Source organism: Kutzneria sp. 744 (assembly GCF_000568255.1).
GTDB lineage: Bacteria > Actinomycetota > Actinomycetes > Mycobacteriales > Pseudonocardiaceae > Kutzneria.
In genome coordinates this window covers 5,109,513-5,133,797 of the sequence record NZ_KK037166.1, presented here as the reverse complement: position 1 = coordinate 5,133,797, position 24,285 = coordinate 5,109,513, and the positions used below count along the sequence as shown (strand labels likewise).

Below are 24,285 nucleotides of genomic sequence, written 5' to 3'. Positions count from 1 at the left end.
CGCCCTGGACGCAAGTGGGAAGCGCATGTGACAGAAAAGAGGGGGCTGAGGGGGGCTCGGGGCTAGGCTGGGAGCCTCCGACGCGACCAGGGGCGGTGCTCCGCGGGCGGCGCGGCACGAAGGCGGAAAGCCCTCAGCGCACCGAGGTTTTCTGGGTGGAGCCGTCGGGGGACTGGCGCCACTGGCCGAAGGGGCGGTCGATGGTCCACTCCCCGGAGGGATCCCGCTCCAGCACGCGGAACTCGCAGTGACCGGGGTTGGACAGGGACTCGAACAGCTCGATGCTCCACGAGAACAGCCGCCGGCACAGCAGGCGCATGGCCAGGCCGTGGGAGACGACGAGCACGGTGTGGGGGTGGTTGGCCTGCTGGAGCATGCGCAGCTCCAGCTCGGCCAGGAAGCTGGCGACGCGGTCGTCGACGTCGGCGCCGGACTCGCCGTGGGGCAGCCGGTAGAAGAAATGCCCGAACTCGTGCCGCAGGCGCTTCTGCACCTCCTGCTCGACGGGGTCCTGGAGGTTGCCCCAGTCCTGCTCCCGCAGCCGGGGCTCGGCGACCATGCTCTCGGTCAGGTCCCGCACGCCGAGCAGTTCGAAGGTCTGCCGGGTCCGCAGGTAGGGGCTGACGTAGGCGGCGACGGGCCCGGGCGCCAGCAGGGCCCTGATGGCCGGCGCGGTGTCGGCGGCCTGCCGCTCGCCGGTGAGGGTGAGCGGCAGCGCGTGGTCGGGGATCCGGCAGTACGCCAGCTCGTCGACGTTGCCGAGGCTCTCCCCGTGCCGTACCAGGATGATCCGCATGCTTCCCATTCTCCGGTCGGCTCCAACCGGAGCATCCGCCTCTACGGATAGTAAAACCCCGTACGCTGCGCAACCGTGGTCATTGAGCTGATCGGTCTAGTCGCGTTCGCGGCGTCCGGCGCGCTCGCGGCGGTGCGGGCCCGGCTGGACGTGTTCGGCGTGGTCGTCATGGGTCTGACGACGGCGCTGGGCGGCGGCATCATTCGGGACGTGCTGCTGGGCATCCACCCGCCGACCACGCTGCGTGGCTGGCCCTATCTGCTCACGGCGGCGGTGACGGGAATCGCGGTGTTCTTCTTCCATCCGCAGGTTGCCCGTCTGCGCAGGGCGGTGCTGCTGGCGGACGCGGTCGGCCTCGGCGTGTTCGTCACCGCCGGCACGACAACGGCCATGCAGCACGGGGTTCCGGCCTACACGGCCTGCCTGATCGGCATGACGGTGGGCATCGGCGGCGGCGCGATCCGGGACGTGCTGCTGCGGGAGATCCCGATGGTGCTGCGCAAGGAGATCTACGCGGTGGCGGCGTTGGCCGGCGCGGTGGTGGTGCCGATCGCGGCCTATCTCAGGATTCCGGACCTGTGGGGCACAGTGATCGGCTCGGCGCTGGTGGTGGCGATCAGGCTGATCGCGCTGTGGCGGCACTGGAATGCGCCAGTGCCGCGTGCGGGCGAAAACGCTGCGAGCTGAGGCGTTCCACCCACGGCAGCTCGTCGAGCTCGGACCACGTGTCACGGCTCGTCCAGGCCACCACGCCGACGCCGTCGGTGCTGGCGTGCAGGTAGGTCCCGGGCGTGACGTGAGCACGCATCAGGTCGACCAGCCGCCGCTGCCGGGCCACCTTGCTGACGCCGAAGGACACGATGACGATCTCCGACGAGCAGCCCGGGGTCGCGTCCACCAGCCGGTAGCCGAGCTGGTGGCTGCTCCACTGCTCGTAGTGCATGACCAGCCGGCCGTCCTCGCCGAGCAGCACGCTGCGGGTCAGGCAGTCCGACGGCCACGGCCGCGACCGCCAGGTCTTCACGGCCGCGTCGGCCGCACGGAGCTGGTCGTCGGTGCGCCAGGTGCGGATGACGATGCCCGCGACGTCCGGGCGGGCGAGGTCGGGCAGTTCCATACGGTGATGGTGGAACCTCGGGTTAGATAGAGGTCAAGCGGTCACGGAGGGTGGTCGGGCGAGCACGTCACCCGGTCGGTGAAATTGTGCCTGTCCTTGGCTCCCTCTCAGGCACCTCTCAGGACCGCAGGTAACACTTCCTTTATGCGCATCCTCGTAGTGGACGACGACCGGGCCGTGCGCGAGTCGCTCCGTCGCTCGCTGCAGTTCAACGGCTACCAGGTCGAGTTGGCCGGCGACGGCCAGCAGGCGCTGGAGGCCGTCACCGCGCAGCGTCCCGACGCGATGGTCCTCGACGTCATGATGCCGAGGCTGGACGGGCTGGAGGTGTGCCGGCGGCTGCGCGGCACCGGCGATGACCTGCCGATCCTGGTGCTCACGGCCCGTGACGCCGTGTCGGACCGGGTGGCCGGCCTCGACGCGGGGGCCGACGACTACCTGCCCAAGCCGTTCGCGCTGGAGGAGCTGCTGGCCCGGCTGCGGGCGCTGCTGCGCCGCGCGGTGGCCGACGACGCGGCGGCCAACGCCCCGTCGGCGACGATGCGCTTCGCCGATCTGGAGCTGGACCCGGGGACCAGGGAGGTGCGCCGCGGGGAGCGGTCGATCAGCCTCACCCGCACCGAGTTCAGCCTGCTCGAACTGTTCCTCGCCCACCCCAAGCAGGTCCTCACCCGGGGCCGGATCCTGGAGGACGTATGGGGCTACGACTTCCCGACCTCCGGGAACGCCCTGGAGGTCTACGTCGGCTACTTGCGGCGAAAGACCGAGGCCGACGGCGAGCCGCGGCTGCTGCACACGGTGCGCGGAGTTGGCTACGTGCTCAGGGAGACCCCTCCGTGACGATGCCCCACGTCGAGGGCAGACGGAACGTCTCGCTGCGCTCGCGGGTGATCCTGCTCACGGCCATCTGTGTCGCCGGCGCGGTGGCGCTGGCCTCGGTCGGCGCGTTCATGGTCGTCAGCAGCAATCTCTACAGCCAGGTCGAGCTGTCCATCCAGTCCACGGCCAACAACGCGCTGGACACGATCCACCGCTACCAGGGCAGCGACACCACCCTGGTGCCGGTCGGCTCGAAGGACCTGATCGTCGCCGAGTTCACGATCACCGGCCAGGTGCGCACCAACAACGACACCCTGCCGCTGCCCAAGCTGACCACCAACGAGCAGTCCTATCTGAAGCAGGACGGCTGCACCTCGGTCCGCAAGGACGTGGCGACCGACAACCAGGTCATGGTCTGCAACGTGGCGCCGGGCGTGGCGCTGCTGGTGGCCCAGTCGCTCAAGCCGACCGAGCAGCTGCTGCAGAAGTTGGCGCTGGTGCTGGTGTTCGTGGGCATCGGCGGAGTGCTCGTCGCGGCGCTGGCGGGAACCGCTGTGGCGCAAGGTGGTCTGCGGCCGGTGACCCGGCTGCGGCAGGCGACCGATCACGTCACGGCCACGGGCGACCTGCGTCCGATCCCGGTCACCGGCGACGACGAGCTGGCCATGCTCACGACCAGTTTCAACACGATGCTGGGCGCGCTGGCCGAATCGCAGGAACGGCAGCGCCGGCTGGTCGGCGACGCCGGCCACGAGCTGCGCACGCCGCTGACCTCGTTGCGCACCAACCTGGAACTGCTGTTGGCGTCGGAGAAACCCGGCGCGCCGAATCTGTCGGCCGAGGACCGGCGCGAGATCTACGACGACGTGCAGGCCCAGATCGCCGAGATGACCACGCTCATCGGCGACCTGGTCGAGCTGGCCCGCGAGGACGGCCCGCAGGCCGTGCACGAGCCGGTGGACATGGTGGAGCTGGTCGAGCGGGCGCTGGACCGGGCCCGTCGGCGGGCCGCGGGCCAGCAGTTCCTGGTGAGCGTGCAGCCGTGGTACCTGCTCGGCGAGGCGCACGCCCTGGAACGGGCCGTGCTCAACCTCCTCGACAACGCGGTCAAGTTCACGCCCGCGGACGGCATAGTCCGGCTGGAGATGAAGCCCGTCGGCGACGGCACGATGCTGATCGAGGTGGCCGACAGCGGTCCGGGCATCGCCGAGGCGGACCTGCCGCACGTGTTCGAGCGGTTCTACCGGTCGAGCGAGGCCCGCACCCTGCCGGGTTCGGGGCTGGGTCTGGCCATCGTGGCCCAGGCCGCGGAACGCCACGGCGGCAAGGCCTACGCCGGCCAGGCGCCGGAGGGCGGCGCGCTGATGACGATCAGGCTTCCTGGTCGGCCGAGCGCCGGCTGACTCCTGTACGGCGGCCGTCCACGATCTGCGCGACGGCCGCCAGGATCAGGTCGGCCAACGTATCTACACCTTTCGCCTGAGGCCGATTGGACCGAGGTACCCACTTGAATGCAACGCCGCACAGTACACTATCCTGGGCGTCTCGTTAACAGCAAGGGTCCTAGGAATGTGCGTCGTGTCTCAAGGCGACCACCGTGATGACGGCCGACTTGTTCAGCGCAAACCCGATGGACAGTCCGAGAATGAGCTCACGGGCGCCCAGCCCGGCCGGCAGCACGAACGCGACGATGCCGGCCACCGAGGCCAGCACGAAGGCGCTCACCGCAACGGAAGCGCTCGCCCGGTCGACGGTTGCGAACGCCGAGACCAGCACGGCGAAGTGCACGCCGGTGATCAACCAGCCCAACGCCATCCACGCCGCCGCCCGCACGACAATGCCGCGGGACGGCAGCGCCGGCGGCTCGCCCGTACGCCTGAGTAGCCGGTAGCCGAATCCGACCAAGCTGGTCAGCAACCGCGGCGCGAGCACCGGTACCAGGCATAGAGCCAGCAACGGCACCAGCAGCCACCACAGCCCGTTGTCCTGAGCCAGCGACGGCACGGCGATCAGCCCCACGATCAGTCCCGCCACCGTGGAAAGGGCGACGCTGCCGAGGAAAGCGGCGGCCAGCCGGCCGGGCGGCTCACGCAGCCTGCGCGCGAGATCCGCGTGGGCCAGCGCCGGCCACAGCCCGCCCGGCAGGTACTTGCCGAGCCCGGCCACGAAGTAGACCCGAGACGCCGTGACTGCCGGCAGCCTGGTGCCCAGGCCGGCCAGCAGCACCCGCCAACCCAGCATGCCGGCGAAGGACCCGGCGAGCGCCAGCACGACCGTCAGCGCACACCGGCCCGGCCCGGTCCGGTCGATGTTGCCGAGCAGATCGTCCCGCGTGGACCACAGCTGGTAGCCGACGAAGCCCAGCACCACGGCATAGCCGACGAGACGTCCGATCCGCAGCATGATCACATCACCCGGCTCCCGACCACGATATCGGTTCGCGGCACCTTGACCTGGGCCTGGCGATCGTCGCTCAGGCGGCGGAGCGGCACGGCGGCAAAGCCTACGCCGGTCGGGCGGCCTGATGACGATCGGGCTTCGTGGCCGGCTGAGCGTCGGCATGATCCCGTGGGTCAGGGCGAGGTCGCGCCGGTCTCCGGCGCGACCTCGGCTCCGCGCGCAACGCGCGGCACAAGCACCAGCTCAGCCCTTGTTGGCGCCGAGCGTGAGGCCGCTCACGAACTGCTTCTGCAGCGCCAGGTAGATGGTCAGGGTGGGGATCGCGGTCAGCAGCGCGCCGGCCGCGATCAGGTTCTGGTTGCTGAAGTACTGGCCCTGCAGACTGGAGATCGCCGACGTGATCGGCCGGTCCGAGCCGGTCTCGAACAGCACCAGGCCCCAGAAGAAGTCGTTGTAGATCCAGATGGTCAGCAGCGTGGCCAGCGCGGCGAAGGCGGGCCGGCACAGCGGCAGGATGATCTGCCAGAACTGCCGGAACACCGACGCCCCGTCGACGAGCGCGGCCTCGGTCAGCTCGTGCGGGATCGTCTTCATGTAGTTGCTGAGCACGAACGTGCAGAAGCCGCTCTGGAACGCGACGTGGATCAGGATCACGCCGAGGTAGGAGTTGTACATCAGCCCGGAGCCGTTGGACAGCCAGTCCGGCAGCGGGATGAGCAGGTACATCCGGAACAGCGGCGTGATGATCACCTGCGGCGGCAACAGGTTGCCCGCCGTGAACAGCATCAGCAGCGCCAGGTTGATCTTGAAGTTGAAGCGGGACACGAAAAACGCCACCGAGGCGGAGCACAGCAGCGTCACCAGCACGGCCGGCACGGTGATGATCACCGAGTTGAGGAAGTAGTGCGGCAGCCCCGCCTGCTCCCAGGCGTTCTCGTAGTTCTCGAACGTCAGCGCGCTGGCGATCGAGAAGTAGCCGTGCTGCGAGGTGTCCGCGAAGGTGCGCAGCGACGTGTAGACGGCCCAGAGGAACGGCACCAGCCACACCAGCGCGGTCACGGTCAGGAACCCGTGCAGCACAAGGCGAGCCGGCCGGACCGGCTTGCGCCGTTGCACGGGCACCGGCCGCGACGTCGCCGCGGCCGGGACTTCTGCGACGGCCGTCATGGCTGCTGCTCCTTGCGGAAGGTCTGGAACACGTACGACAGGATCGGCACCAGCGAGATCACCAGCAGCACCGCCGCGAGCGCCGAGCCGTAGCCGATCAGGCTGGACTCGCCGAGAATGTTGTTGGCGATCAGGATGGACAGCAGCTCAAGGCCCGGTTTCGTGCCGTTGCTGCCGGCGACCACGTACACCAGGTCGAACGCGCGCAGCGACTCGATGATCGTCACCACCAGGATGATGATGTTGATCGGCTTGAGCGCCGGGAACGTGACCCTGGTGAACGCCTGCCACTCGGTCGCGCCGTCCAGCGCCGCCGCCTCGCGCAGCGACGGGTCGAAGCCCTTCAGCCCGGCCAGGTACAGGATCATGATGTACGCGGCCTGCTTCCAGCTGGCCGCGATCAGCACCGCCCACAGGTTCAGGTGCGAGTCGCCGAGCCACTCGATGTAGGACGCGCCGGGCTTGTTGGTGCCCAGAATGCTGTTCACCAGGCCGTTGTCCGGGTCGTAGATCGTCTCCCAGATGAACCCGGTCACCGCGGCGGAGATCACCACCGGCAGGAAGATCGCGGTCTGGTAGAAGCGGGTGAACCGGATGCTCTTGTCCAGCTGGTAGGCCAGGAACACGCCGAACGGCGTCGGCAGCAGCACGAAGAACACCAGCCAGATCACGTTGTGCTGGACCGCCGGCCAGAAGGTCGGCGACACGGTGAACATGGTGATGTAGTTCTGCACGCCGATCCACTGGATCGTGGCCAGCCCGCCGATGCCGTCCCAGCGCGCGAACGACAACACCAGCGACACGAGGGTCGGCACCCACACCAGCACGATGTGCAACAGGGTGGGGATGCCGACCATCAGGCCGAGCACGATTTTGTCCCTACCGGTGAGCCGGCGCACGCGGCGGGAGCTGGACACGCCAGCTCCCGCCACGTTCTCGGCCGCGTCGGTGATGACGGTCATGGCCTACCTCAGGACTGGAAGTACTGCGACTTCTGCGACTGGATCTGGGTCAGCAGCGAATCGGAGGTGTTGGGGCTCTGCACGAACTGCGCGAACGCGGGCTCGACCACGTTCTGGATGAAGCCCGGGTCGCTGTCCCGGTCGCCGAACTGCGACAGCTGCTTGGCGTCGGCGACGAACTTGACCGCCTTCTGCTGCAACGGCCCGTACTTGCTGGTGTCGGCCTTCTCGTTGACGGCCAGGTTCGAGGCGTCGATGGACAGGTAGGTGTCCTCCGCCTCCGCGCTGCCCAGGTAGGTCAGCAGCTTCTTGGCGCCGTCCGGGTTCTTCGGGTTCTTCGACAGCAGGAAGCCGTCCATCGGCGCCTCGACGGCGTCGGTGCCGTACTGCGAGTTGATCTCCGGGAAGGCGAAGAAGTCCAGGTCGTCGTACGCGGCCTTGTCGGTGAAGGACTGGCCGACGAACATGCCGATCACCATCATTCCGCCGGTCTTGTTCACCAGCGCGGCCGACGCGTCCTCCCACTTCTTGCTGGAGGCGCCCGCCTGGTAGTACGGCAGCATGCGCTTCCAGGAGTCCATGGCGCTCTTGACCTTGGGGTCGGTCCAGGACTCCTTGCCGTGCATCAGGTCCATGTGGAACTGGTAACCGTTGGTGCGCATGTTCAGGTAGTCGAACGTGCCCAGCAGCATCCAGCTCTCGCCGCCGCCGAAGCCCTGCACGAACGGCGACAGCCCGTCGCCCTGCATCTTCTTGGCCAGGTTGATGAAGTCGTCGAACGTCTTCGGGACCGTGTAGCCCTTCTCCTGGAACAGGCTCTTCCGGTAGAACACGCCCCACGGGTAGTTGTAGATCGGCACGAAGTAGTAGTGCCCGTCCGTGGGGTTCTTCGACAGGTCCTTGACCGCCTGCGGGAAGTTGGCGCCGATCTTGTCCCACACGTCGTCGATCGGGCTCAGCAGCTTCTTGTTGGCGAAGAACTGCATCCGGTAGCCGGCGAACCAGGTGAGCACGTCGTCCGGGGTGCCCTGCAGGTAGCTGTTGATGTTCTGCTGGAACGCCTGGTGGTCCTGCACGTTCGCCTTGGCGGTGAGACCGCCGGACTGCTTGGCGAAGGCGTCCAGGACCGCCTGGTAGGCCTGCTTCGGCTTGGCGTCGGAGCCGTTGGAGCCGAACGAGACCGTGTTGGGGTCCGACGCGGACGAGCCGCCGGAGCCGCAGGCCACGAGGCCGGGTGCGGCCGCGAGACCGGCGCCGGCGAGCAGCACCTTGAGCACCGACCGCCGGTCGAGTGTGGGCAGTTGGCCTGGTCTTGGGCGCGCCATCGGGCCCCTCCCGTGTTGAGTGTGAACCAACGGAGTCAAACAAAGTTGCGCACAATGTTGTACCCGTCACAACAGATGTCAAGACCCAGTTTCGCCTGGTTGCTCCCTGTAGACCAGTCGGAACAGTCTGCTCAGGGGTTATTGGCTGGTGACGAGGGTAACAGTTATCAAGTCGTAGCCTGTTTGAGTGTGTTGACGTTTGGTGGGTGTGTAGTCCACGCTTCTGCCGTGACCGGATGGCCGACCGGACTGGCGAGCCCGAGCTGGGGCGGTGACTACAACCCCGAGCAGTGGCCCGAGCACGTCTGGAAGCAGGACGTGGAGCTCATGCGGCGGGCCGGGGTGAACCTGGTCAGCGTCGGCATCTTCGCCTGGGCCCGACTCGAGGTCGCCGACAACCGGTTCGACTTCGGCTGGCTGGACCAGGTCCTCGACCTGCTGCACGACGGCGGCATCCGGGTGTGCCTGGCCAACGCCACCGCGTCGCCGCCACCCTGGCTGACCGGCGCGAACCCGGACCTGCTGCCGGTGCGGGCCGACGGCGTGCGGCTGTCGCACGGGTCCCGGCAGGAGTACTGCCCGACCTCGCCGGTGTACCGCGACCGGGCGATCGCGCTGACCGAGAAGATCGCGCTCCGTTACGGCGAGCACCCGGCGCTGGCGGCCTGGCACGTCAACAACGAGTACGGCTGCCACGTGAGCCGCTGCTACTGCGACCGCTGCGCCGGCGTGTTCCGGGACTGGCTGCGCGCCCGCTACGACCTCGACGGCCTGAACCGGGCCTGGGGCACCGATTTCTGGAGCCAGCACTACTCGTCGTGGGACCAGGTGCTGCCGCCGCGGGTGACGCCGACGTTGCCGAATCCGGGCCAGGTGTTGGACTTTGCTCGGTTCTGCTCCGACGCGCTGTTGGATCTGTTCTGCGCCGAGCGGGACGTGCTCTCCGAGCTCACGCCGGACGTGCCGGTGACCACCAACTTCATGGCCAACTGGACCTTCAAGGCGCTCAACTACTGGCACTGGGCGGCCGAGGTCGACTTCGTCTCCAACGACCACTACACCCGGGCCGACGACCCCGAGCGGCACATCGAGCTGGCCCTGTCGGCCGACCTCGTGCGGGGCCTGTCCCGCGGCGAGCCGTGGCTGCTGATGGAGCAGTCCACCTCGGCCGTGAACTGGCAGCCGCGCAACTTCGCCAAGCTGGCCGGGGAGATGCGCCGCAACTCGTACTCGCACCTGGCCCGCGGGGCCGACGGCACGCTGTTCTTCCAGTGGCGGCAGTCCCGGGCCGGTGCCGAGCGCTTCCACTCCGCGATGCTGCCGCACGCCGGCGAGGACACGAAGGTGTTCCGCGAGGTCACCCAGGTGGGCGAGGAGTACGGCCGGCTGGCCGAGCTGGTCGGGTCCACTGTGGACGCGCAGGTGGCGCTGGTCTACGACTTCGAGTCGGCCTGGGCGGCCGAGCAGCCGGCCCATCCCGTCGCGTTCGACTACTACGCCACCGTGCTTGGCCTGTACAAGGCGCTGTGGCAGCTCGGCGTCACGGTGGACGTGGTGCCGCCGTCGGCCGACCTGACCGGCTACCGGCTGGTCGTGGTGCCGGCGCTGTACCAGGTCACCGACGACGAGGCCCGCTGGCTGGAGGACTACGTGCGCGCCGGCGGCCACGCCCTGGTGACGTGGTTCTCCGGCATCGCCGACGAGAACTCGCGCGTCCGACTGGGTGGTTATCCGGGCGCGTTCCGTGACCTGCTCGGCGTAAGGGTGGAGGAGTTCTTCCCGCTGGCCGAGGGCGACACCGCGAAGCTGACCGGTGGTCTGTCGGCTTCGTACTGGTCGGAACTGCTGCACGCCAACGGTTGTGAGGTCGTGTCTTCCTATGTGGACGGTCCTCTGGACGGTGTGCCGGCAGTGACCCGCAACGTTTTCGGCGAGGGTGTGGCGTGGTACCTGGCGACGACTCTCGACGCCGACAGCGCGGTCACGGTGCTGTCCGACGTGCTGGCAGGGGCCGGTGTCACGCCGATCGTGTCCGCCCCGCCGGGGGTTGAAGTCGTGCGGCGGCGCGGGGAACGGATATCCTGGCTGGTGGCGATCAACCACACCGGCGCGGACGTGGTCCTGCCGGTGGAAGGCGTGGAACTGATCTCCGGTGTCGACACGGCCGGCGGTCTGCCGGTCCCGGCGGGCGGGGTCGCCGTGGTCCGGGAGGTGTGACGACGTGCTCGCACGGCAGCGGCAGGCGGTGATCCTGGAGGAGATCCGGCGGATCGGCGCCGTCAAGGTCAGCGACCTGGTGGTCCGGCTCGGGGTCTCGGACATGACCGTCCGGCGCGACCTCGACGTGCTGGCCGGCCGGGGACTGCTGGAAAAGGTTTACGGCGGCGCCACCACGGTCGGCGGCCGCAGCACCGACGAGCCCGGCTTCGAGGCCAAGTCGGTCCGGCAGCTGCCGGAGAAGGAGGCCATCGCGCGGCTGGCCGCCGACCTGGTCCGCCCCGGCACGGCCATCGGCCTGTCCGCCGGCACCACCACGTGGACCATGGCCCGCTTCCTCGACGACGTGCCCGACCTGACCGTGGTCACCAACTCCATCCGCGTCGCCGACGTGCTCCAGCAGCGCGGACGCACCGACCGGACCGTGGTGCTCACCGGCGGCGTGCGCACGCCCTCGGACGCGCTGGTCGGCCCGGTCGCCGTGCAGGCCCTGCGCTCGCTGCACCTGGACGTGGTCTTCCTCGGCGTGCACGGCATGGCCCCGCGCGCCGGCTTCACCACCCCGAACCTGAACGAGAGCGAGACCAACCGCGCGCTGGTGGACGCCGCCGGCCGGGTGGTCGTCGTCGCCGACAGCACCAAGTGGGGCACCGTCGGCATCTCCACCATCGCCGACCTCGACGAGGCCGACGTGTTAGTGAGCGACAGCGGTCTTTCCGAACAGGCTCGGCAGGTGTTGGGCGAGAGCGTTGGCGAGCTCCGACTGGCCGAGCAGGCGAAGCAGCCAGACGAACAGGGAGTCGGTGCGTGACCGAGGCATCCACCAGCAGCATCCGGCGCACGTCAAGGAGGTTGGCGGACGGCCGCGAGATCATCTACTTCGACGACACGCCGGGTGTGCCCGAGCGGGTCGCCGCCGACACCCGTGACCTGCCCGAGCAGGCGCCGCACAGCGAGGTCCGGCGTGACCCGCTGACCGGCGAGTGGGTCGGCATCGCGGCGCACCGGCAGACCCGCACCTACAAGCCGCCGGCCGACCTGTGCCCGCTGTGCCCCAGCTCGCCGGGCCGGCCGACCGAGGTGCCCGAGTCCAGCTACGACGTGGTGGTGTTCGAGAACCGCTTCCCGTCGTTCGCCGAGTCGGTGCCCGAGGTTCCGTCCACTGTGGACGGCATGCCGATGGTGGCGCGGGCCGCCGGCCGCGGCCGCTGCGAGGTCGTCTGCTTCACCTCCGACCACAACAGCTCCTTCGGCGCGCTCACCCCGCGCCGGGTGCGCACCGTGGTCGACGTGTGGGCCGACCGCACCGAGGCGTTCGCCAAGCTGCCCGGCGTGGAGCAGGTCTTCCCGTTCGAGAACCGCGGCGAGGAGATCGGCGTCACCCTGAGCCACCCGCACGGGCAGATCTACGGCTACCCGTTCGTCACGCCCAAGACCTCCCGCATGCTGGAGGTCGCCGGCGAATACCTTGCCGCTCACGGCACTCACGTGCTCGGCGACGTGCTGGCGGCCGAGCGGGCCGCCGGCGCCCGTGTCGTCGCGTCGTCCGATCACTGGACGGCCTTCGTGCCGTCGGCGGCGCGCTGGCCGGTCGAGGTGCACGTCGTGCCGCACCGCCAGGTGCCCGATCTGCCGGCCTTGTCCGATGTGGAACGGGACGACTTCGCCGTGGTGTACCTGGAGGTGCTGCGGCGGCTGGACGGCCTCTACGACAAGCCGCTGCCCTACATCGCCGCCTGGCACCAGGCGCCGGTGCGCACCGGCCGTGACCTGGCCTGGCTGCACCTCGAGGTGTTCTCGGTCCTGCGCACCGCGGACAAGCTCAAGTACCTGGCCGGATCCGAGTCGGGCATGGCCGTGTGGATCAACGACACCACGCCGGAACAGGTGGCTGAGAGGCTCCGGGCGATCTGAGTCGATTTCCGTCGGCGCCGATTCCTCACAACTCCCCAAGGCTCATCTCAGGCGGTTCTCAGGGTCACCCGGCACAGTTACTGCCATGACGGAGAACATCCCGGGTGCCGCTGGGCCCACGCCCGAGCGGCCCGAGCAGCCCGCCGAGCCGGCGGCCCAGCACGAGGCGAGCCCGCAGGCTCAGCCTTATCCGAGCACCCCGGGAACGCCCGAGTGGAGCCCGTGGGCGCCACAGGGCCAGGAGCGACCCGCGCAGGAGCAGGGCCTGCCGGGTCAGGAACCGCCGGCTGGGCAGCCGTGGCAGCAGGGTGCCACTCAGCAGCCCGTCGGCGGCCCCCAACAGACGGCCGCGTTCGCGCAGCCGGGGTACGCGCAGATGCCGTCCGGGGCCAACCCGTACGTGCTGACGGCCGAGCAGCCGCACGGGGTGTACACCACCCCGCGCAAGCCCGGCCGCACCAAGCTGGTGGTGGGTGTGGCCGTGCTGGCGCTGCTGGTCGGGGGCGGCGCCGGCGCGCTCGGCGGCTACCTGACCGCCTCCAGCGGTGCCGGCAGCTACAACTCCGTGTTCGCGCCGCCGGCCGCCAACGCGTCCAACGTGACGCCGGGCTCGGTGACGGACGTGGCCAACAAGGTGCTGCCGACCGTCGTCGAGATCAAGACGCAGGAGGGCGAGGGCTCCGGCTTCATCGTCTCCTCCGACGGCCAGATCATCACCAACAACCACGTCATCGCCTCGGCCGCCGGCGGCGGCCAGATCGAGGTCGACTTCCAGAACGGCAAGACGGCGACCGCCAAGATCATCGGCCGGGACCCCACGACCGACGTGGCCGTGATCAAGGCCCAGAACGTCTCCGGGCTGCCCACCGCGCAGCTCGGCACGTCCAACGGCCTGCAGATCGGCTCGCAGGTGGTGGCCATCGGCTCGCCGTTCGACCTGGCCGGCACCGTGACCACCGGCATCGTGTCCTCGCTGCACCGGCCGGTCAACGTCGGCGACGAGCTCAACCAGGGCCAGGGCCAAGGGCAGGGTCAGGGGCAGGGCGGCGGCGGCTTCGGCGGCGGCGGTGGCTTCCCGGGCTTCGGCGGCGGGCAGCAGCAACAGCAGCAGACGCCGCAGGTCCGGCAGGACACCGTGCTGGACGCCATCCAGACCGACGCCGCGATCAACCCCGGCAACTCCGGCGGCCCGCTGGTGAACATGCAGGGCCAGGTCATCGGCATGAACTCGGCCATCTCCAGCCCCAACTCCAGCGCGCAGAGCCAGGGCGGCTCGGTCGGCATCGGCTTCGCCATCCCGATCGACCAGGCCAAGCGGACCGCGCAGCAGATCATGCAGACCGGCAAGGCCACCCAGGCCCAGCTCGGCGTCAGCGTCACCGACCCGACCAACGGCCAGGGCGGCGCGGTCATCGGCGACGTCACCGGCGGCGGCGCCGCGGAGAAGGCCGGCCTGAAGAAGAACGACGTGGTCACCAAGATCAACGACCGCGTGATCACCGACTCCGACAGCCTCGTCGCCGCCGTGCACGCCGCGGCCCCCGGCGAGACCATCACCATCACGCTGTCCGGCGGCAACACCCTCAAGGCCACGTTGACCGGCAAGACCATCGACGTGCAGAACTAGATCCCAGACCTGGACGGGCCGGTCCCCGATCGGGGTGGGACCCGCCCGTCCGGACCGCTCCCGACCCACCGCCCTCGGGTCGGGCCAACGGGACCAGACGCCACGCCGGCACCCCCTCACCGGCTCCCGCGTCTGGTCCCGTTCTATGCGCCGGCTTTGTCAGGAAGGGCCCCTTCCTGACGTTCAACGTCAGGATCCGTCCCTCGATCTTGCCGCCGCCGGGCCGCCCTCGCCCTCAGCAGCCCGGCGATCACCACCACCGCCCACAGCACCACCAGCGTGATCAGCGTGTCCATCACGTAGTCCCGGTCGTGCAGACCGGGCTTCGGCGGAAAACCGTAGGGACGCCAGGCCTCCGTGATCGCCAGATAGACGATGAGCGCCGTCGCCCCGATGCCGAAGTGCAACGGCCACCGCCATGCCGTCCCCGCCAGCCGCGCCACTCCCAGGCTCAGCACGCCCACCACGGGCAGCACAATGGCGTCGTCGAGGAGCGGCGGCCCGATGAACCACTGGTAGATGTCCTTGGTCATCGGGTAGGCCATCCACAGTCCCCAGACCAGCGCGGCCAGCCCGAGCAGACCCAAGACCCCCCTTGTGGTCTTCACGCGATCACTTCCAATTTCCTGACCCACTTGGTCTGCAACACTCCCGGCCGGCTCGGCGCGATGATCCGGCACGGGTAGCCGTGATCCAGGTCGAGCACCTGCCCCTCCAACCGCAAAGCCAGCAGCGTCAACGGATCCGCCGTGTGGGTGCCGGGCAGCGTGGTCGAGTTGTACAGGCCACCCTTCTCCAGCGAGCTGACCCGCAGCGACGCCCCCTGTGGCGCGCCGACCGCGGCCAGCAGGTCCATCACCGGCACGCCGGTCCACGTGGCGGTCTGGCTCCAACCCTCGACGCAGGCGATCGGCAGCTCGGCGGTGGTCTGCCGCATCGTCTGAAGCTGTTCGCGGGAGAAGGTCGTGGTGCCGTTGGGCCCGACGACCTCCAGCCGCCAGCTCGAATCCACGGTCTGCACGTTGGCTTCCTTGGCCGTCCGGTTCACCGGCAGACCCTGCAGCCCGTCGTTCGACCGTTCCGACAGCGCGGAAACGTTGCGCAGGAAGGGAATCGTGCTGCCGCCGAACACCAGCACGGCGACGCCGCTGGTCAGGCCGGTCGTGCGGAGGAACGCCCGCCGGCTCACGTCGATCTCGCGGCGCTTCTCCTTCGTCAGCGATTCCCGGATCAGCGGCAGTTTCACCGCGACGTGCACCACCAGCGACCCGAACGCGATCCACGCCACCGCGTAGTGCGCCGTGGTGAAGAAGAAGCTCCACGGGTAGTTCTGCGCCGCGTTGAACGTGCCCGACGCCAGCTCGAAGAACGCCGCCCCGGCCAGCACCAGGATGGAGATCCGCTCCAGGGCGTGCAGCACCGACTTGACCGCCGGCCGTTCGAACAGCTTCGGGTACACCGTCCACAGCTTGGCGATCAGCAGCGGAATCGCCGCCACGCCGGAGATCACGTGCGCGCCCTGCGTGATCCGGTACAGGTTGATCGGCCGGCTCGGCCAGTAGAACCAGGCGGCCGGATGCTGGATGAAGTGGCTGATCACCCCGGTGACGAAACAGATCGTGAACGCGATCCCCAGCCACGTCCCCACCCGCGAGGTGACCTTCGGGTCGTGCACAAGGCTCTTGAACCTGAGCAGCCCGAACGCCTTGTCCTGCAACCGGTCCGCGCGGTCCTTGAGTTTCCCCAATCGAGTTCCCGGTCGAAACACCCGCTCCCGTAGGGCGGTCACGCGATCCTGGAGGCGCGGGCGGGCCCTCACCCGCAAGGCCACCGCACCCCGCGACCCGTCGTCCGGCGAGGGGTCTTTCCTGCCCCGCAGCAACTTCGTCAGGCCCGTTGGAGCTCGGCGAACCACCGTCCGCCCCTTTCTTCCAACCATCGAATGTCCATGCCGGCGTCGGTCGCCGTGCGCTCCAAGCCGTCGGGCCCGAGCCGGGCCCAGTCGAACCAACCGCCGCTGCTGTCCACACTGGACAGGCGGACCTGCTGCCGGCGCAGGCCGGTTCCGGGCGGGTCGAGCTCCGTCAGCACGCTGCCGCCCGGCCGGAGCAGCTCGCGGGCCCGGCGCAGCAGGGCGACGGGATCGCCGCCGATGCCGATGTTGCCGTCGGCCAACAGGACATGCCGCCAACGGCCCTCGCCGGGGATGCGGTCGAACACGTCCCGGCACAGCCCGGGCGCCCCGGGCCTGGGTGAGGTCGACGGCCACCGGCGAGACGTCCACGCCCAGCGCGATGATACGCCACCCCCCACTTACTCAAGTAAAAATAAAAACGGCGAAGAATCTTTCCAACAAAAAAAGCAACTTCGTCAGGCCCGTTGGAGCTCGAAAAAAAGGAGGGGGGGCCCCTTTCTCCAAATACAAATAAAAGTGTCCGGGCCGGCGTACTGTTTTTAGTTTTTAAAAAGCCGTCGGGGGGGGGAAAAAAAAACAGTCGAACCAACCGCCGCTGCTGTCCCCACTGGAAAAAAATTTTTTTTAAACCGGCGCCGGCCGGTTCCGGGCGGGTCGAGCTCCGTCAGCACGCTGCCCCCCGGCCGGAGCAGCTCGCGGGCCCGGCGCAGCAGGGCGACGGGATCCGCCGCCGATGCCGATGTTGCCGTCGGCCAACAGGACATGCCGCCAACGGCCCTCGCCGGGGATGCGGTCGAACACGTCCCGGCACAGCGCCGGGGCGCCCCGGGCCTGGGTGAGGTCGACGGCCACCGGCGAGACGTCCACGCCCAGCGCGATGACACCGCGCCGGGTCAGGGCCTCCACCAGCCGGCCCGGCCCGCAACCGACGTCGAGCGTCGGGCCCAGGCACGCCGCCAGCAGTAACTCGTCCGAGCTGTCCAACTCCTGCCATCTGGTCACCGGCAACATCACTCGCTCCCCGTTCGCACACTCCAGCCAGCAGTGCTCGCCGAGCAGCCCGGGATCGAACTCGGTCGTGGTCACGAGATGGGCTGCCCCGCCGTGCTGATCGCGGCGACCGCGGCCGCGAACCTGCTGCCCGGCACCAGAGCTGCCACCCGCCGGGCGTCGTCGACCGTGTCCACATCGGACAGCACGGGTAGCGGCGAGACGTTCAGGTCGAGGTCGTGCAAGGCGTCCAGCGTGCAGCTTCCGGTGTCCGGCTGCGACATCGGAACGTGGCGAAGCGCCATGGCGTGCAACGGATCCCGCAGACCGAGCGCCCACCAGCCGCCGTCCTCGGCCAGCCCGAGGGCGGCGTCGCCGGTGCAGGTGGCGGCGATCGCCGAACCGAGCAGCCACGGCGTCACCTGCGGCGTGTCCATCCCGATCTGCACCACCGGCAGCTCGGCGACGTCAGCGTGGGCGTTCACCAGCCGCTCGGCGAAGTCGTTGCCACGCTGGGGAATCACGTCGAACCAGCGCAGCACCCGCCGCAGCTCGGCCGCCCGCGCCGCCTGTTCGAGGTCGCCGGTCATCGCGACAACCCGGCGGACGCGCGGCACCGACAACACCGCGTCGAGCGTGTCCAGCAACGACGCGGCGGCCACCTCGGCCGCCTGGTCCGGCGTCGCCGCCGGCATCAGGCGAGTCTTGGCCAGACCCGGCACCGGGGCCTTGGCCACCACCAGCACACAAGCGCGATCGGTCATCGGAGCACCCCAGCCATGTCGTGCACGGCCCGCAGAGTTCCGCGCACCGAACCGGAAACCTTGGATTTCGTGCCGGCGGTGCGCGGCCGGTAGGCCACGTCGGACTCGACGACCCGCCACTTCGCCTCGGCGGCACGGATGAGCAGTTCGAGCGGATAGCCGAAGGCCCGGTCCTCGACGTTCAACGCCAGCAGCTGCTCGCGGCGCACGGCACGCATCGGCGCGATGTCCCGCACCGGCAGGCCCCTCTTCCGCATCAGCGCGGCGAGAATCCGGTTGCCCAGCCGGGCATGCCACGGCCAGCTGCCCCGCCCCTGCGGAATGCGCCGTCCCACGGCCATGTCCGCGTTGCCGGCCCGCACCTTGTGCACGAGTTCCGGCAGCTGCTGGGGATCCAGGGAGCCATCGGCGTCGAGAAAGCAGACGATATCGGCGGTCGCGTGCTCAAGGCCGGTGTGCACGGCGGCGCCGTAACCACGCCGGGACTCGCGCACCACAGTGGCGCCGTGCGCCGCCGCGACCTCGGGCGAGCCGTCCGACGAACCGTTGTCGACGACGATCGCGCGGTATCCGGGCGGCAGCGCGTTCAGCACGGCCGGCAGCGCCAATGCCTCGTCAAGACACGGCAGCACCACATCGACGGTATCCACCCAGTCGAAGTTAGGTCCGTGACCGATCGGGCAGAACCCCTTGTGTGATTACCGAAAGCTGACGGATCGCCAAGTCTTACGGAGTTCTTTCGAACGGGCATTTCGGCGCGCGCGAGGAGCTACGGTGTCTGGCGTGGCCCAACGCATCGGTTTGCGCCTTGATCTTGTCGTGGGCGGCGCGGCGCTGGTGTTCGTGGGCATCGCCACGGCGGTCGGGCTCGTCGTGCCGAACATCTTCTCGGCGGCGCCGCCGCTGTTCGCGCAATGGCTGCCCCACATCGGCATCGGCACCCCGCTGGCGATCATCGTCGCCGTCGCGGTGATCGCCTGGCGACCGCCGCTGCGCTTCGCCTACCCGCTCGCGGTCGCCTGGACCTTCTCGCTGGCGTTGGTCGACGGCTGGCAGCGCGGCATCGCCGACCGGCTCACCTCCCAGGACGAGTACCTGCACGAGGTGCCGGGCGTGCATGACATCGGGGCGATGCTCCGGTCGTTCAGCGGACGGATCCTCGACTTCCAACCCGAGTCGTGGACCACTCACGTCGCCGGGCACCCGCCGGGCGCGCTGCTGATCTTCGTGTGGCTGGACCGGCTCGGCCTGGGCGGCGGGGCGTGGGCCGGCGTCGCCGTGATCCTCATCGGCAGCCTCACCGCCGTCGCCGTGCCATGGACGATTCGCTCCCTCGGCCACGGTGAACCGCTGCGTTTCCTCGGCCGCGAGGCCTCGTTCGACCAGCACGAGCTGGCCGCCGCGGTCGTGCCCTTCTCCATCCTGCTGCCGGGCGCGGTGTGGGTCGGCGTCTCGGCCGACGGCCTGTTCGCCGGCGTCACCGCCCTGGCCGTCGCGTTGCTGGTGCAGCGGCACTGGACCGCCTGGGTCGGCGGCGGGCTGCTGCTCGGCTACTCCGTTTTCCTGTCGTACGGACTGCTGCTGTTCGGGCTCGTAGCCCTGGCGGCAGTGGTCATGACCCGGCGCTGGGCCGCACTGATCGTCGCCTTGGTTGCGGCTCTCGCAGTCATGGCCGCCTTCGTGGCGGCCGGATTCTGGTGGTTCGACGGCTACCACCTGGTGGTCGAGCGCTACTACCAGGGCATCGGGGCCTTGCGGCCGTACTCCTACTGGGTATGGGCCGACCTGGCCGCATTGGTGCTGGCGGCGGGCCCGGCCGCCATCGCCGGCTTGCGCCGGCTGCCGGGATCGCCGCTGCTGGTGCTCACCGGCGCCGCCGTGCTGGCCATCCTGCTGGCCGACGTCACCGGGTTGAGCAAGGCGGAAGTGGAACGCATCTGGCTACCGTTCACGGTGTGGCTGGTGCCGGCGGCGGCGCTGCTGCCGGCGTCGACCCGCCGGTGGTGGCTGGCGGGGCAGGCGCTGACCGCGCTGGCGGTCAACCATCTGGTGCTGACGAACTGGTGAGGACATGACGGGACTGGTCCTGGTCGTCGACGACGACGAGACGGTGCGTGACGTGGTGCGCCGCTACCTGGAGCGCGACGGGCACGAGGTCGTGGTCGCGGGGGACGGGGAGAGCGCTCTCCAACTGGTGGCCAAGCGATTGCCGGACCTCATCGTGCTGGACCTGATGCTGCCGGGCATCGACGGCCTGGAGGTGTGCCGGCGGCTGCGGCAGCGGCATTCGGTGCCGATCGTCATGCTCACCGCCCTCGGCGAGGAGGAGGATCGCGTCGTCGGCCTCCAGCTCGGCGCCGACGACTACGTGACCAAGCCGTTCAGCCCGCGCGAGCTGGCCCTGCGGGTCGGCTCCGTGCTGCGGCGGGCCAAGGGTGTGTCGGCCGGGCCGGCGATGGGCGTGATCGAGGACGGCGGCCTGCGGCTGGACACGGTCGCCCGCAGCGCCACCCTGAACGGCTCCCCGCTGGCCCTGACCACCCGGGAGTTCGACCTCCTGGTGTTCTTCATGGCCAGCCCGGGCCAGGCCTTCAGCCGGCCCCAGCTGCTGGAACGGGTGTGGGGCTGGGACTTCGGCGACCAGTCAACCGTGACCGTCCACGTGCGACGGCTGCGCGAGAAGATCGAGGAGGACCCGGCCAACCCCAAGCGCATCGTCACGGTGTGGGGCGTCGGCTACCGCTTCGACGGGATGAGGTAGCCCATGCTGGTCGAGCTCGTGCACATCGCCCCCTACGCGATCGCCTTCACGCTGCCGATCGCGCTGCTGGGCCTGGTCCTGCTCCAGTGGCTCGGAGAGCGCTCTCTGGCCACCTCCATGACCGTTCTCGTGCTGGTGCCCCTGGCCGCCACCGCCGTCGGCGTGCTCGGGGTCAGCGGTTTCATGTTCACGCCCATGCTCAACACCACGCTGCTGGTGTTCCTGTGGGTCGCGATCGTCACCGTGCCCGCCGCTTTACTGCTCGGGCGGGGCATCGCCAGGCGGACCGTGTGGGAGCGCGAGGCCCGGTCCCGTGAGCGGGCGGCCGAGGCGTCCCGGCGGGAGCTGGTCGCGTGGATCAGCCACGACCTGCGCACCCCGCTGGCCGGCATCCGCGCCATGGCCGACGCCCTGTCCGACGGCGTGGTGTCCTCGCCCGAGGACGTCGCCGGCTACGCCTCCCGCATCAGCACCGAGACCCAGCGCCTGTCCGGCATGGTCGACGACCTCTTCGAGCTCTCCAAGATCACCGCCGGCGCCCTGCGGCTCACCATGTCCGCGGTGCCGCTCGGCGATGTGATCAGCGAGGCCGTCGCCGCCGAAGGCCCCGTCGCCGCGCGCAAGGGCGTGCACCTGGAGGCCAACGCCGAGTCGTGGCCCGTCGTGCTGGGCAGCGACCCCGAGCTGGCCCGGGTGATCCGCAACCTGCTCTCCAACGCCATCCGCCACACTCCCGCCGATGGCACCGTCGCCGTGCATGTCGACGCCGAGGAGGGCCACGCAGTGGTCCGCGTCGACGACGCCTGCGGCGGCATCCCCGACCACGAGCTCGACCGCGTCTTCGACGTCGCCTTCCGCGGCAGCGCCGCCCGCACCCCCTCCGGGGACGGCGGTGCGGGCCTCGGGCTCGCCATCGCCCGTGGGCTCGTCGAGGCCCACCGTGGCGAGATCGCCGCCCAGAACCACGGCCCCGGCTGCCGCTTCGAGGTCAAGCTGCCCATCGCCGTCTAACGTGATCGGCATGGGGGACCTGCCTTTCGGGCCTATCGCCGCCGAGTACGACCGCCATCGGCCCGCGCCGCCCGAGGGCCTGATCGACGATCTCGAACGCCTCGGCGGCGAGGTGCTGGACGTCGGCTGCGGCACCGGGAAGGCGACGGTGGCTCTGGCCGAACGGGGCCTGACCGTGCTCGGCCTGGAACCCGACGAGCGGATGGCGGCCGTCGCGCGCGGCCACGGCGTCGAGGTGGAGGTCGGGGCCTTCGAGACCTGGGACGCCGGTGACCGGCGGTTCGACCTGCTGACCTTTGCCGACTCCTGGCACTTCGTGGACCCGGCCGTCGCAGTCCCGCGGGCCGCCGAGCTGCTCCGTCCTGGCGGCAAGGTCGCCCGGTTCTGGAACAGCTACGTCTTGGAGCCCGAGGCGATCGACGCCCTCGACCGCGTCTACCGCCGGCTGGCCCCTGAGAATCCGCAGACCTGGCGGCAGGCCGCCGCGTGGACTCCGGTCCGTCCCGACGACGACCCACTCGTGCGGGGCGGCTTCATGCCGTTGCGCACGCGCACCTACCGGTCGTCCGCCCTGCGGACCGCCGACGAGTGGGTGGCCATCGCGGCCACGACCAGCGGCCACCTGCGTCTCGGCGACCGCCTGGCGCCGCTGATGTCCGAGGCGCACGCGGCCATCGAGGCCCTCGGCGGCGCAGTGCGCGTGCACCGCACGACGGTCCTCGTGCTGGCCCGGCTGAGCTAACTCCGCACCGGGTCGCGCAGGGGAGCGGTGGCGAAGTCGGCCACGCCGTCGGCGAACGCCACCTGGGCCTTGAAGCCGAGACGCTCCACCGCCTTCGCTGGATCGGCGACGACATGCCGCACGTCAGCCGGCCGTGCACCGCCGACGATCAGTGGCGCCGGGCCGTCGCAGGCGGCGGCCAGCTCGGTGGCGAGGTCGCCCACGGTGTGCGGGTCGCCGGAGCACACGTTGACGGCCTCCAGCACGCCGTCCGGGGCCGGCTGCTCGACGGCGAGGGCGTTGATCAGCGCCACATCGGTGACATGCACGAAGTCCCGCATCTGCCGGCCGTCCTCCAGCACGGTCGGTGCCTGCCCGTTGCGCAGCGCGGACCGGAACAGCGAGGCCACGCCGGCGTACGGGGTGTCGCGCGGCATCCGCGGCCCGTAGACGTTGTGGTAGCGCAGCGCCCACACGTTGCCGCCGGTCTGGCGGGCCCACGCGGCGGCGAGATGCTCCTGCGCCAGCTTCGTGGCGGCGTACGTGCTGCGCGGGTCCAGCGGTGCCTCCTCGGGCACCTTGCGCCAATCCAGCAGGGCATCGCAGCACGGGCAGCGCGGGTCGTAGTTGCCGGCATCCACATCGGACTGCCGCCGCGGCAACGGCCGCACGACGCCGTGCTCGGGGCAGGCGTACCGGCCTTCGCCGTACACGACCATCGACGACGCCAGCACCAGTCGACGCAGGCCCGCGCGGTGCATGGCGGCGAGCAGCACGGCGGTGCCGTAGTCGTTGTGGGAGGCGTACTCCGGGGCGTCCGACGGATCGATGCCGTGGCCGACTACCGCCGCCTGGTGGCACACCACGTCCACGCCGGACAGCATGCTGTCCAGAAGCTCGGCGTTCCGCACGTCGCCCAGCACGATCTCGTGCCGTTTCGTCCACAGCGGCGGCTCGGCCGTGCCGTGGGCCTTGGGCAGCAGCGCGTCGAGCAGCACGACGTCGTGCCCGCGATCGGCCAGTTCGTCCGCGACGTGGGAACCGATGAAGCCGGCCCCGCCGGTGATGAGGACTCGCACGTCCCCGACGTTATGGGCACGGACGCCGCCGCGGTCGTCCGCGACCCGGTACGTCACAGAACCGTCAGATCCACTCGACCGCTAGGTTGGTGCCATGGAACGCAGTGCGCAGCGTCTCGGCCGTGCCCTCGTCGTGATCGTCAACGACGCGGTGGTGCACGGCGAGCACGAGGACACCATCGGGCCGCTGGTGACCGAGCTGTTGGAGGAGGCCGGCTTCATCGTCGACGGCGTCGTCGCGGTGTCCGGCGATGTGGTGGCCATCCGCAACGCCCTCAACACCGCCGTCATCGGCGGCGTCGACCTGGTCGTCACGGTCGGCGGCACCGGTGTGTCGCCGCGCGACCAGACGCCCGACGCCACCCAGGGTGTGCTGGACCGCCCCATCTCGGGCATCGCCGAGGCCCTGCGCTCGTCCGGCCTCGCCGCCGGCGCCGTGGACGCCGGCATCTCCCGCGGCCTGGTCGGCGTCTCCGGCAGCACCCTCGTCGTCAACCTGGCCGGCTCCCGCGGCGCCGTCCGCGACGGCATGGCCACCCTGTCCGCGCTGGTGCCGCACGTCATCGAGCAGCTCTCCAGTCTCGACGACTGACCCGACCGGGTCCGCCGTCCGGCGGGCCCGTCACGTCAACCCACGGGCCACGGACGCGCCTCATCGACGCGGGCGTCGGTGGCCCGCCGCGCTTCACCGGCCGGTCGG

General features: G+C 70.0%; 24 protein-coding genes and 1 pseudogene. 12 read left to right on the top strand and 13 right to left on the bottom strand.

The window, feature by feature from the left end; genetic code table 11:
* Positions 1–133: 133 nt before the first annotated feature.
* Positions 134–796, bottom strand: a complete 663-nt coding sequence (locus tag KUTG_RS22935; RefSeq protein WP_043719430.1) for a histidine phosphatase family protein — start codon at positions 794–796, stop codon at positions 134–136.
* 75 nt (positions 797–871) lie between these two features.
* On the opposite strand from KUTG_RS22935, the gene KUTG_RS22930 reads away from it, so the two are divergent.
* Positions 872–1,483, top strand: a complete 612-nt coding sequence (locus KUTG_RS22930) for a trimeric intracellular cation channel family protein (RefSeq protein WP_043719429.1) — start codon at positions 872–874, stop codon at positions 1,481–1,483.
* Here the strand turns inward: KUTG_RS22930 and KUTG_RS22925 are convergent.
* Positions 1,413–1,913, bottom strand: coding sequence for a hypothetical protein (locus KUTG_RS22925; RefSeq protein ID WP_043719425.1), 501 nt, complete (start codon positions 1,911–1,913; stop codon positions 1,413–1,415). The two genes, KUTG_RS22930 and KUTG_RS22925, sit on opposite strands and share 71 nt — an antisense overlap.
* A 144-nt stretch (positions 1,914–2,057) precedes the next feature.
* On the opposite strand from KUTG_RS22925, the gene KUTG_RS22920 reads away from it, so the two are divergent.
* Together KUTG_RS22920 and KUTG_RS22915 are read left to right on the top strand one after the other, a co-directional pair.
* Positions 2,058–2,753: a response regulator transcription factor gene (locus KUTG_RS22920; RefSeq protein ID WP_043719423.1), complete on the top strand. Its 696-nt coding sequence runs from the start codon at positions 2,058–2,060 to the stop codon at positions 2,751–2,753.
* A gap of 2 nt (positions 2,754–2,755) precedes the next feature.
* Positions 2,756–4,135, top strand: coding sequence for a sensor histidine kinase (locus KUTG_RS22915; protein WP_043719421.1), 1,380 nt, complete (start codon positions 2,756–2,758; stop codon positions 4,133–4,135).
* A 160-nt stretch (positions 4,136–4,295) separates the two neighbouring features.
* Here KUTG_RS22915 and KUTG_RS22910 read toward each other — a convergent pair whose 3' ends face one another.
* The 4 genes from KUTG_RS22910 to KUTG_RS22895 form a co-directional block, all read right to left on the bottom strand.
* Entirely contained in the window at positions 4,296–5,135 is an 840-nt protein-coding gene (locus KUTG_RS22910) for a lysylphosphatidylglycerol synthase domain-containing protein (protein WP_198047281.1), read from the bottom strand.
* Positions 5,136–5,375: 240 nt separating this feature from the next.
* On the bottom strand, positions 5,376–6,299 hold the full coding sequence (locus KUTG_RS22905; protein ID WP_052395274.1) for a carbohydrate ABC transporter permease: 924 nt from the start codon (positions 6,297–6,299) through the stop codon (positions 5,376–5,378).
* Positions 6,296–7,261 carry a carbohydrate ABC transporter permease gene (locus tag KUTG_RS22900; protein WP_084579686.1) on the bottom strand — a complete coding sequence of 322 codons (966 nt, stop codon included), beginning with the start codon at positions 7,259–7,261 and terminating at the stop codon, positions 6,296–6,298. The genes KUTG_RS22905 and KUTG_RS22900 overlap by 4 nt, the downstream gene beginning before the upstream one ends.
* Positions 7,262–7,269: 8 nt before the next feature.
* Positions 7,270–8,586 (bottom strand): ABC transporter substrate-binding protein, encoded by a 1,317-nt coding sequence (locus KUTG_RS22895; RefSeq protein ID WP_043719418.1) that lies wholly within the window; start codon positions 8,584–8,586, stop codon positions 7,270–7,272.
* A gap of 228 nt (positions 8,587–8,814) precedes the next feature.
* Between KUTG_RS22895 and KUTG_RS22890 the strand changes: the two genes are divergently transcribed.
* The 4 genes from KUTG_RS22890 to KUTG_RS22875 all read left to right on the top strand — a co-directional run bounded on the left by KUTG_RS22890 (position 8,815) and on the right by KUTG_RS22875 (position 14,344).
* Positions 8,815–10,803: a beta-galactosidase gene (locus KUTG_RS22890; protein ID WP_232240902.1), complete on the top strand. Its 1,989-nt coding sequence runs from the start codon at positions 8,815–8,817 to the stop codon at positions 10,801–10,803.
* A gap of 4 nt (positions 10,804–10,807) precedes the next feature.
* Entirely contained in the window at positions 10,808–11,614 is an 807-nt protein-coding gene (locus tag KUTG_RS22885; RefSeq protein WP_043719415.1) for a DeoR/GlpR family DNA-binding transcription regulator, read from the top strand.
* A 20-nt stretch (positions 11,615–11,634) separates the two neighbouring features.
* Positions 11,635–12,717 carry a galactose-1-phosphate uridylyltransferase gene (gene galT / locus KUTG_RS22880; protein ID WP_043730317.1) on the top strand — a complete coding sequence of 361 codons (1,083 nt, stop codon included), beginning with the start codon at positions 11,635–11,637 and terminating at the stop codon, positions 12,715–12,717.
* Between the two features lie 85 nt (positions 12,718–12,802).
* The gene (locus tag KUTG_RS22875; RefSeq protein ID WP_084579682.1) at positions 12,803–14,344 is read left to right on the top strand and encodes a S1C family serine protease; all 1,542 of its coding nucleotides are present in this window, start codon (positions 12,803–12,805) and stop codon (positions 14,342–14,344) included.
* 143 nt (positions 14,345–14,487) lie between these two features.
* On the opposite strand, the gene KUTG_RS22870 is transcribed toward KUTG_RS22875, so the two are convergent.
* The 6 genes and pseudogenes from KUTG_RS22870 to KUTG_RS22845 form a co-directional block, all read right to left on the bottom strand.
* On the bottom strand, positions 14,488–14,952 hold the full coding sequence (locus KUTG_RS22870; RefSeq protein WP_157494713.1) for a hypothetical protein: 465 nt from the start codon (positions 14,950–14,952) through the stop codon (positions 14,488–14,490).
* Positions 14,949–16,091 carry a molybdopterin-dependent oxidoreductase gene (locus KUTG_RS22865; RefSeq protein WP_369794499.1) on the bottom strand — a complete coding sequence of 381 codons (1,143 nt, stop codon included), beginning with the start codon at positions 16,089–16,091 and terminating at the stop codon, positions 14,949–14,951. The genes KUTG_RS22870 and KUTG_RS22865 overlap by 4 nt, the downstream gene beginning before the upstream one ends.
* Positions 16,092–16,231: 140 nt before the next feature.
* Complete coding sequence (locus tag KUTG_RS61585) at positions 16,232–16,564, bottom strand: hypothetical protein (protein ID WP_052395271.1); 333 nt, start codon at positions 16,562–16,564, stop codon at positions 16,232–16,234.
* 324 nt (positions 16,565–16,888) lie between these two features.
* Positions 16,889–17,345, bottom strand: a pseudogene (locus KUTG_RS22855) (class I SAM-dependent methyltransferase); the annotation flags it as partial.
* Positions 17,342–18,013: a TIGR04282 family arsenosugar biosynthesis glycosyltransferase gene (locus KUTG_RS22850; RefSeq protein WP_043719412.1), complete on the bottom strand. Its 672-nt coding sequence runs from the start codon at positions 18,011–18,013 to the stop codon at positions 17,342–17,344. The gene KUTG_RS22850 and the pseudogene KUTG_RS22855, both read right to left, overlap by 4 nt.
* The gene (locus KUTG_RS22845; RefSeq protein ID WP_043719410.1) at positions 18,010–18,663 is read right to left on the bottom strand and encodes a glycosyltransferase family 2 protein; all 654 of its coding nucleotides are present in this window, start codon (positions 18,661–18,663) and stop codon (positions 18,010–18,012) included. The genes KUTG_RS22850 and KUTG_RS22845 overlap by 4 nt, the downstream gene beginning before the upstream one ends.
* Before the next feature lie 133 nt (positions 18,664–18,796).
* Between KUTG_RS22845 and KUTG_RS22840 the strand changes: the two genes are divergently transcribed.
* Genes KUTG_RS22840 through KUTG_RS22825 form a run of 4 tightly spaced genes read left to right on the top strand, consistent with a single transcriptional unit; the run spans position 18,797 to position 22,527 of the window.
* Entirely contained in the window at positions 18,797–20,080 is a 1,284-nt protein-coding gene (locus KUTG_RS22840; RefSeq protein WP_232240901.1) for a hypothetical protein, read from the top strand.
* 4 nt (positions 20,081–20,084) lie between these two features.
* Positions 20,085–20,774, top strand: a complete 690-nt coding sequence (locus tag KUTG_RS22835; RefSeq protein WP_043719406.1) for a response regulator transcription factor — start codon at positions 20,085–20,087, stop codon at positions 20,772–20,774.
* Positions 20,775–20,777: 3 nt separating this feature from the next.
* Positions 20,778–21,785, top strand: coding sequence for a sensor histidine kinase (locus KUTG_RS22830; RefSeq protein ID WP_043719405.1), 1,008 nt, complete (start codon positions 20,778–20,780; stop codon positions 21,783–21,785).
* Positions 21,786–21,795: 10 nt separating this feature from the next.
* The gene (locus KUTG_RS22825; RefSeq protein ID WP_043730309.1) at positions 21,796–22,527 is read left to right on the top strand and encodes a class I SAM-dependent methyltransferase; all 732 of its coding nucleotides are present in this window, start codon (positions 21,796–21,798) and stop codon (positions 22,525–22,527) included.
* On the opposite strand, the gene KUTG_RS22820 is transcribed toward KUTG_RS22825, so the two are convergent.
* Complete coding sequence (locus KUTG_RS22820) at positions 22,524–23,585, bottom strand: NAD-dependent epimerase/dehydratase family protein (protein WP_043730307.1); 1,062 nt, start codon at positions 23,583–23,585, stop codon at positions 22,524–22,526. The two genes, KUTG_RS22825 and KUTG_RS22820, sit on opposite strands and share 4 nt — an antisense overlap.
* Before the next feature lie 94 nt (positions 23,586–23,679).
* Here KUTG_RS22820 and KUTG_RS22815 point away from each other — a divergent pair, with 94 nt between their 5' ends.
* Positions 23,680–24,177: a MogA/MoaB family molybdenum cofactor biosynthesis protein gene (locus KUTG_RS22815; RefSeq protein WP_043719403.1), complete on the top strand. Its 498-nt coding sequence runs from the start codon at positions 23,680–23,682 to the stop codon at positions 24,175–24,177.
* The last annotated feature ends 108 nt before the right edge of the window (positions 24,178–24,285 follow it).

What these genes read in the sequence shown, in the direction of transcription:
- KUTG_RS22935 (WP_043719430.1), bottom strand. Translation starts at nt 796, where the DNA reads ATGCGGATCATCCTGGTACGGCACGGGGAGAGCCTCGGCAACGTCGAC.
- KUTG_RS22925 (WP_043719425.1), bottom strand. Translation starts at nt 1,913, where the DNA reads ATGGAACTGCCCGACCTCGCCCGCCCGGACGTCGCGGGCATCGTCATC.
- KUTG_RS22920 (WP_043719423.1), top strand. Translation starts at nt 2,058, where the DNA reads ATGCGCATCCTCGTAGTGGACGACGACCGGGCCGTGCGCGAGTCGCTC.
- KUTG_RS22915 (WP_043719421.1), top strand. Translation starts at nt 2,756, where the DNA reads ATGCCCCACGTCGAGGGCAGACGGAACGTCTCGCTGCGCTCGCGGGTG.
- KUTG_RS22910 (WP_198047281.1), bottom strand. Translation starts at nt 5,135, where the DNA reads ATGCTGCGGATCGGACGTCTCGTCGGCTATGCCGTGGTGCTGGGCTTC.
- KUTG_RS22905 (WP_052395274.1), bottom strand. Translation starts at nt 6,299, where the DNA reads ATGACGGCCGTCGCAGAAGTCCCGGCCGCGGCGACGTCGCGGCCGGTG.
- KUTG_RS22900 (WP_084579686.1), bottom strand. Translation starts at nt 7,261, where the DNA reads ATGACCGTCATCACCGACGCGGCCGAGAACGTGGCGGGAGCTGGCGTG.
- KUTG_RS22895 (WP_043719418.1), bottom strand. Translation starts at nt 8,586, where the DNA reads ATGGCGCGCCCAAGACCAGGCCAACTGCCCACACTCGACCGGCGGTCG.
- KUTG_RS22875 (WP_084579682.1), top strand. Translation starts at nt 12,803, where the DNA reads ATGACGGAGAACATCCCGGGTGCCGCTGGGCCCACGCCCGAGCGGCCC.
- KUTG_RS22850 (WP_043719412.1), bottom strand. Translation starts at nt 18,013, where the DNA reads ATGACCGATCGCGCTTGTGTGCTGGTGGTGGCCAAGGCCCCGGTGCCG.
- KUTG_RS22835 (WP_043719406.1), top strand. Translation starts at nt 20,085, where the DNA reads ATGACGGGACTGGTCCTGGTCGTCGACGACGACGAGACGGTGCGTGAC.
- KUTG_RS22830 (WP_043719405.1), top strand. Translation starts at nt 20,778, where the DNA reads ATGCTGGTCGAGCTCGTGCACATCGCCCCCTACGCGATCGCCTTCACG.
- KUTG_RS22825 (WP_043730309.1), top strand. Translation starts at nt 21,796, where the DNA reads ATGGGGGACCTGCCTTTCGGGCCTATCGCCGCCGAGTACGACCGCCAT.
- KUTG_RS22815 (WP_043719403.1), top strand. Translation starts at nt 23,680, where the DNA reads ATGGAACGCAGTGCGCAGCGTCTCGGCCGTGCCCTCGTCGTGATCGTC.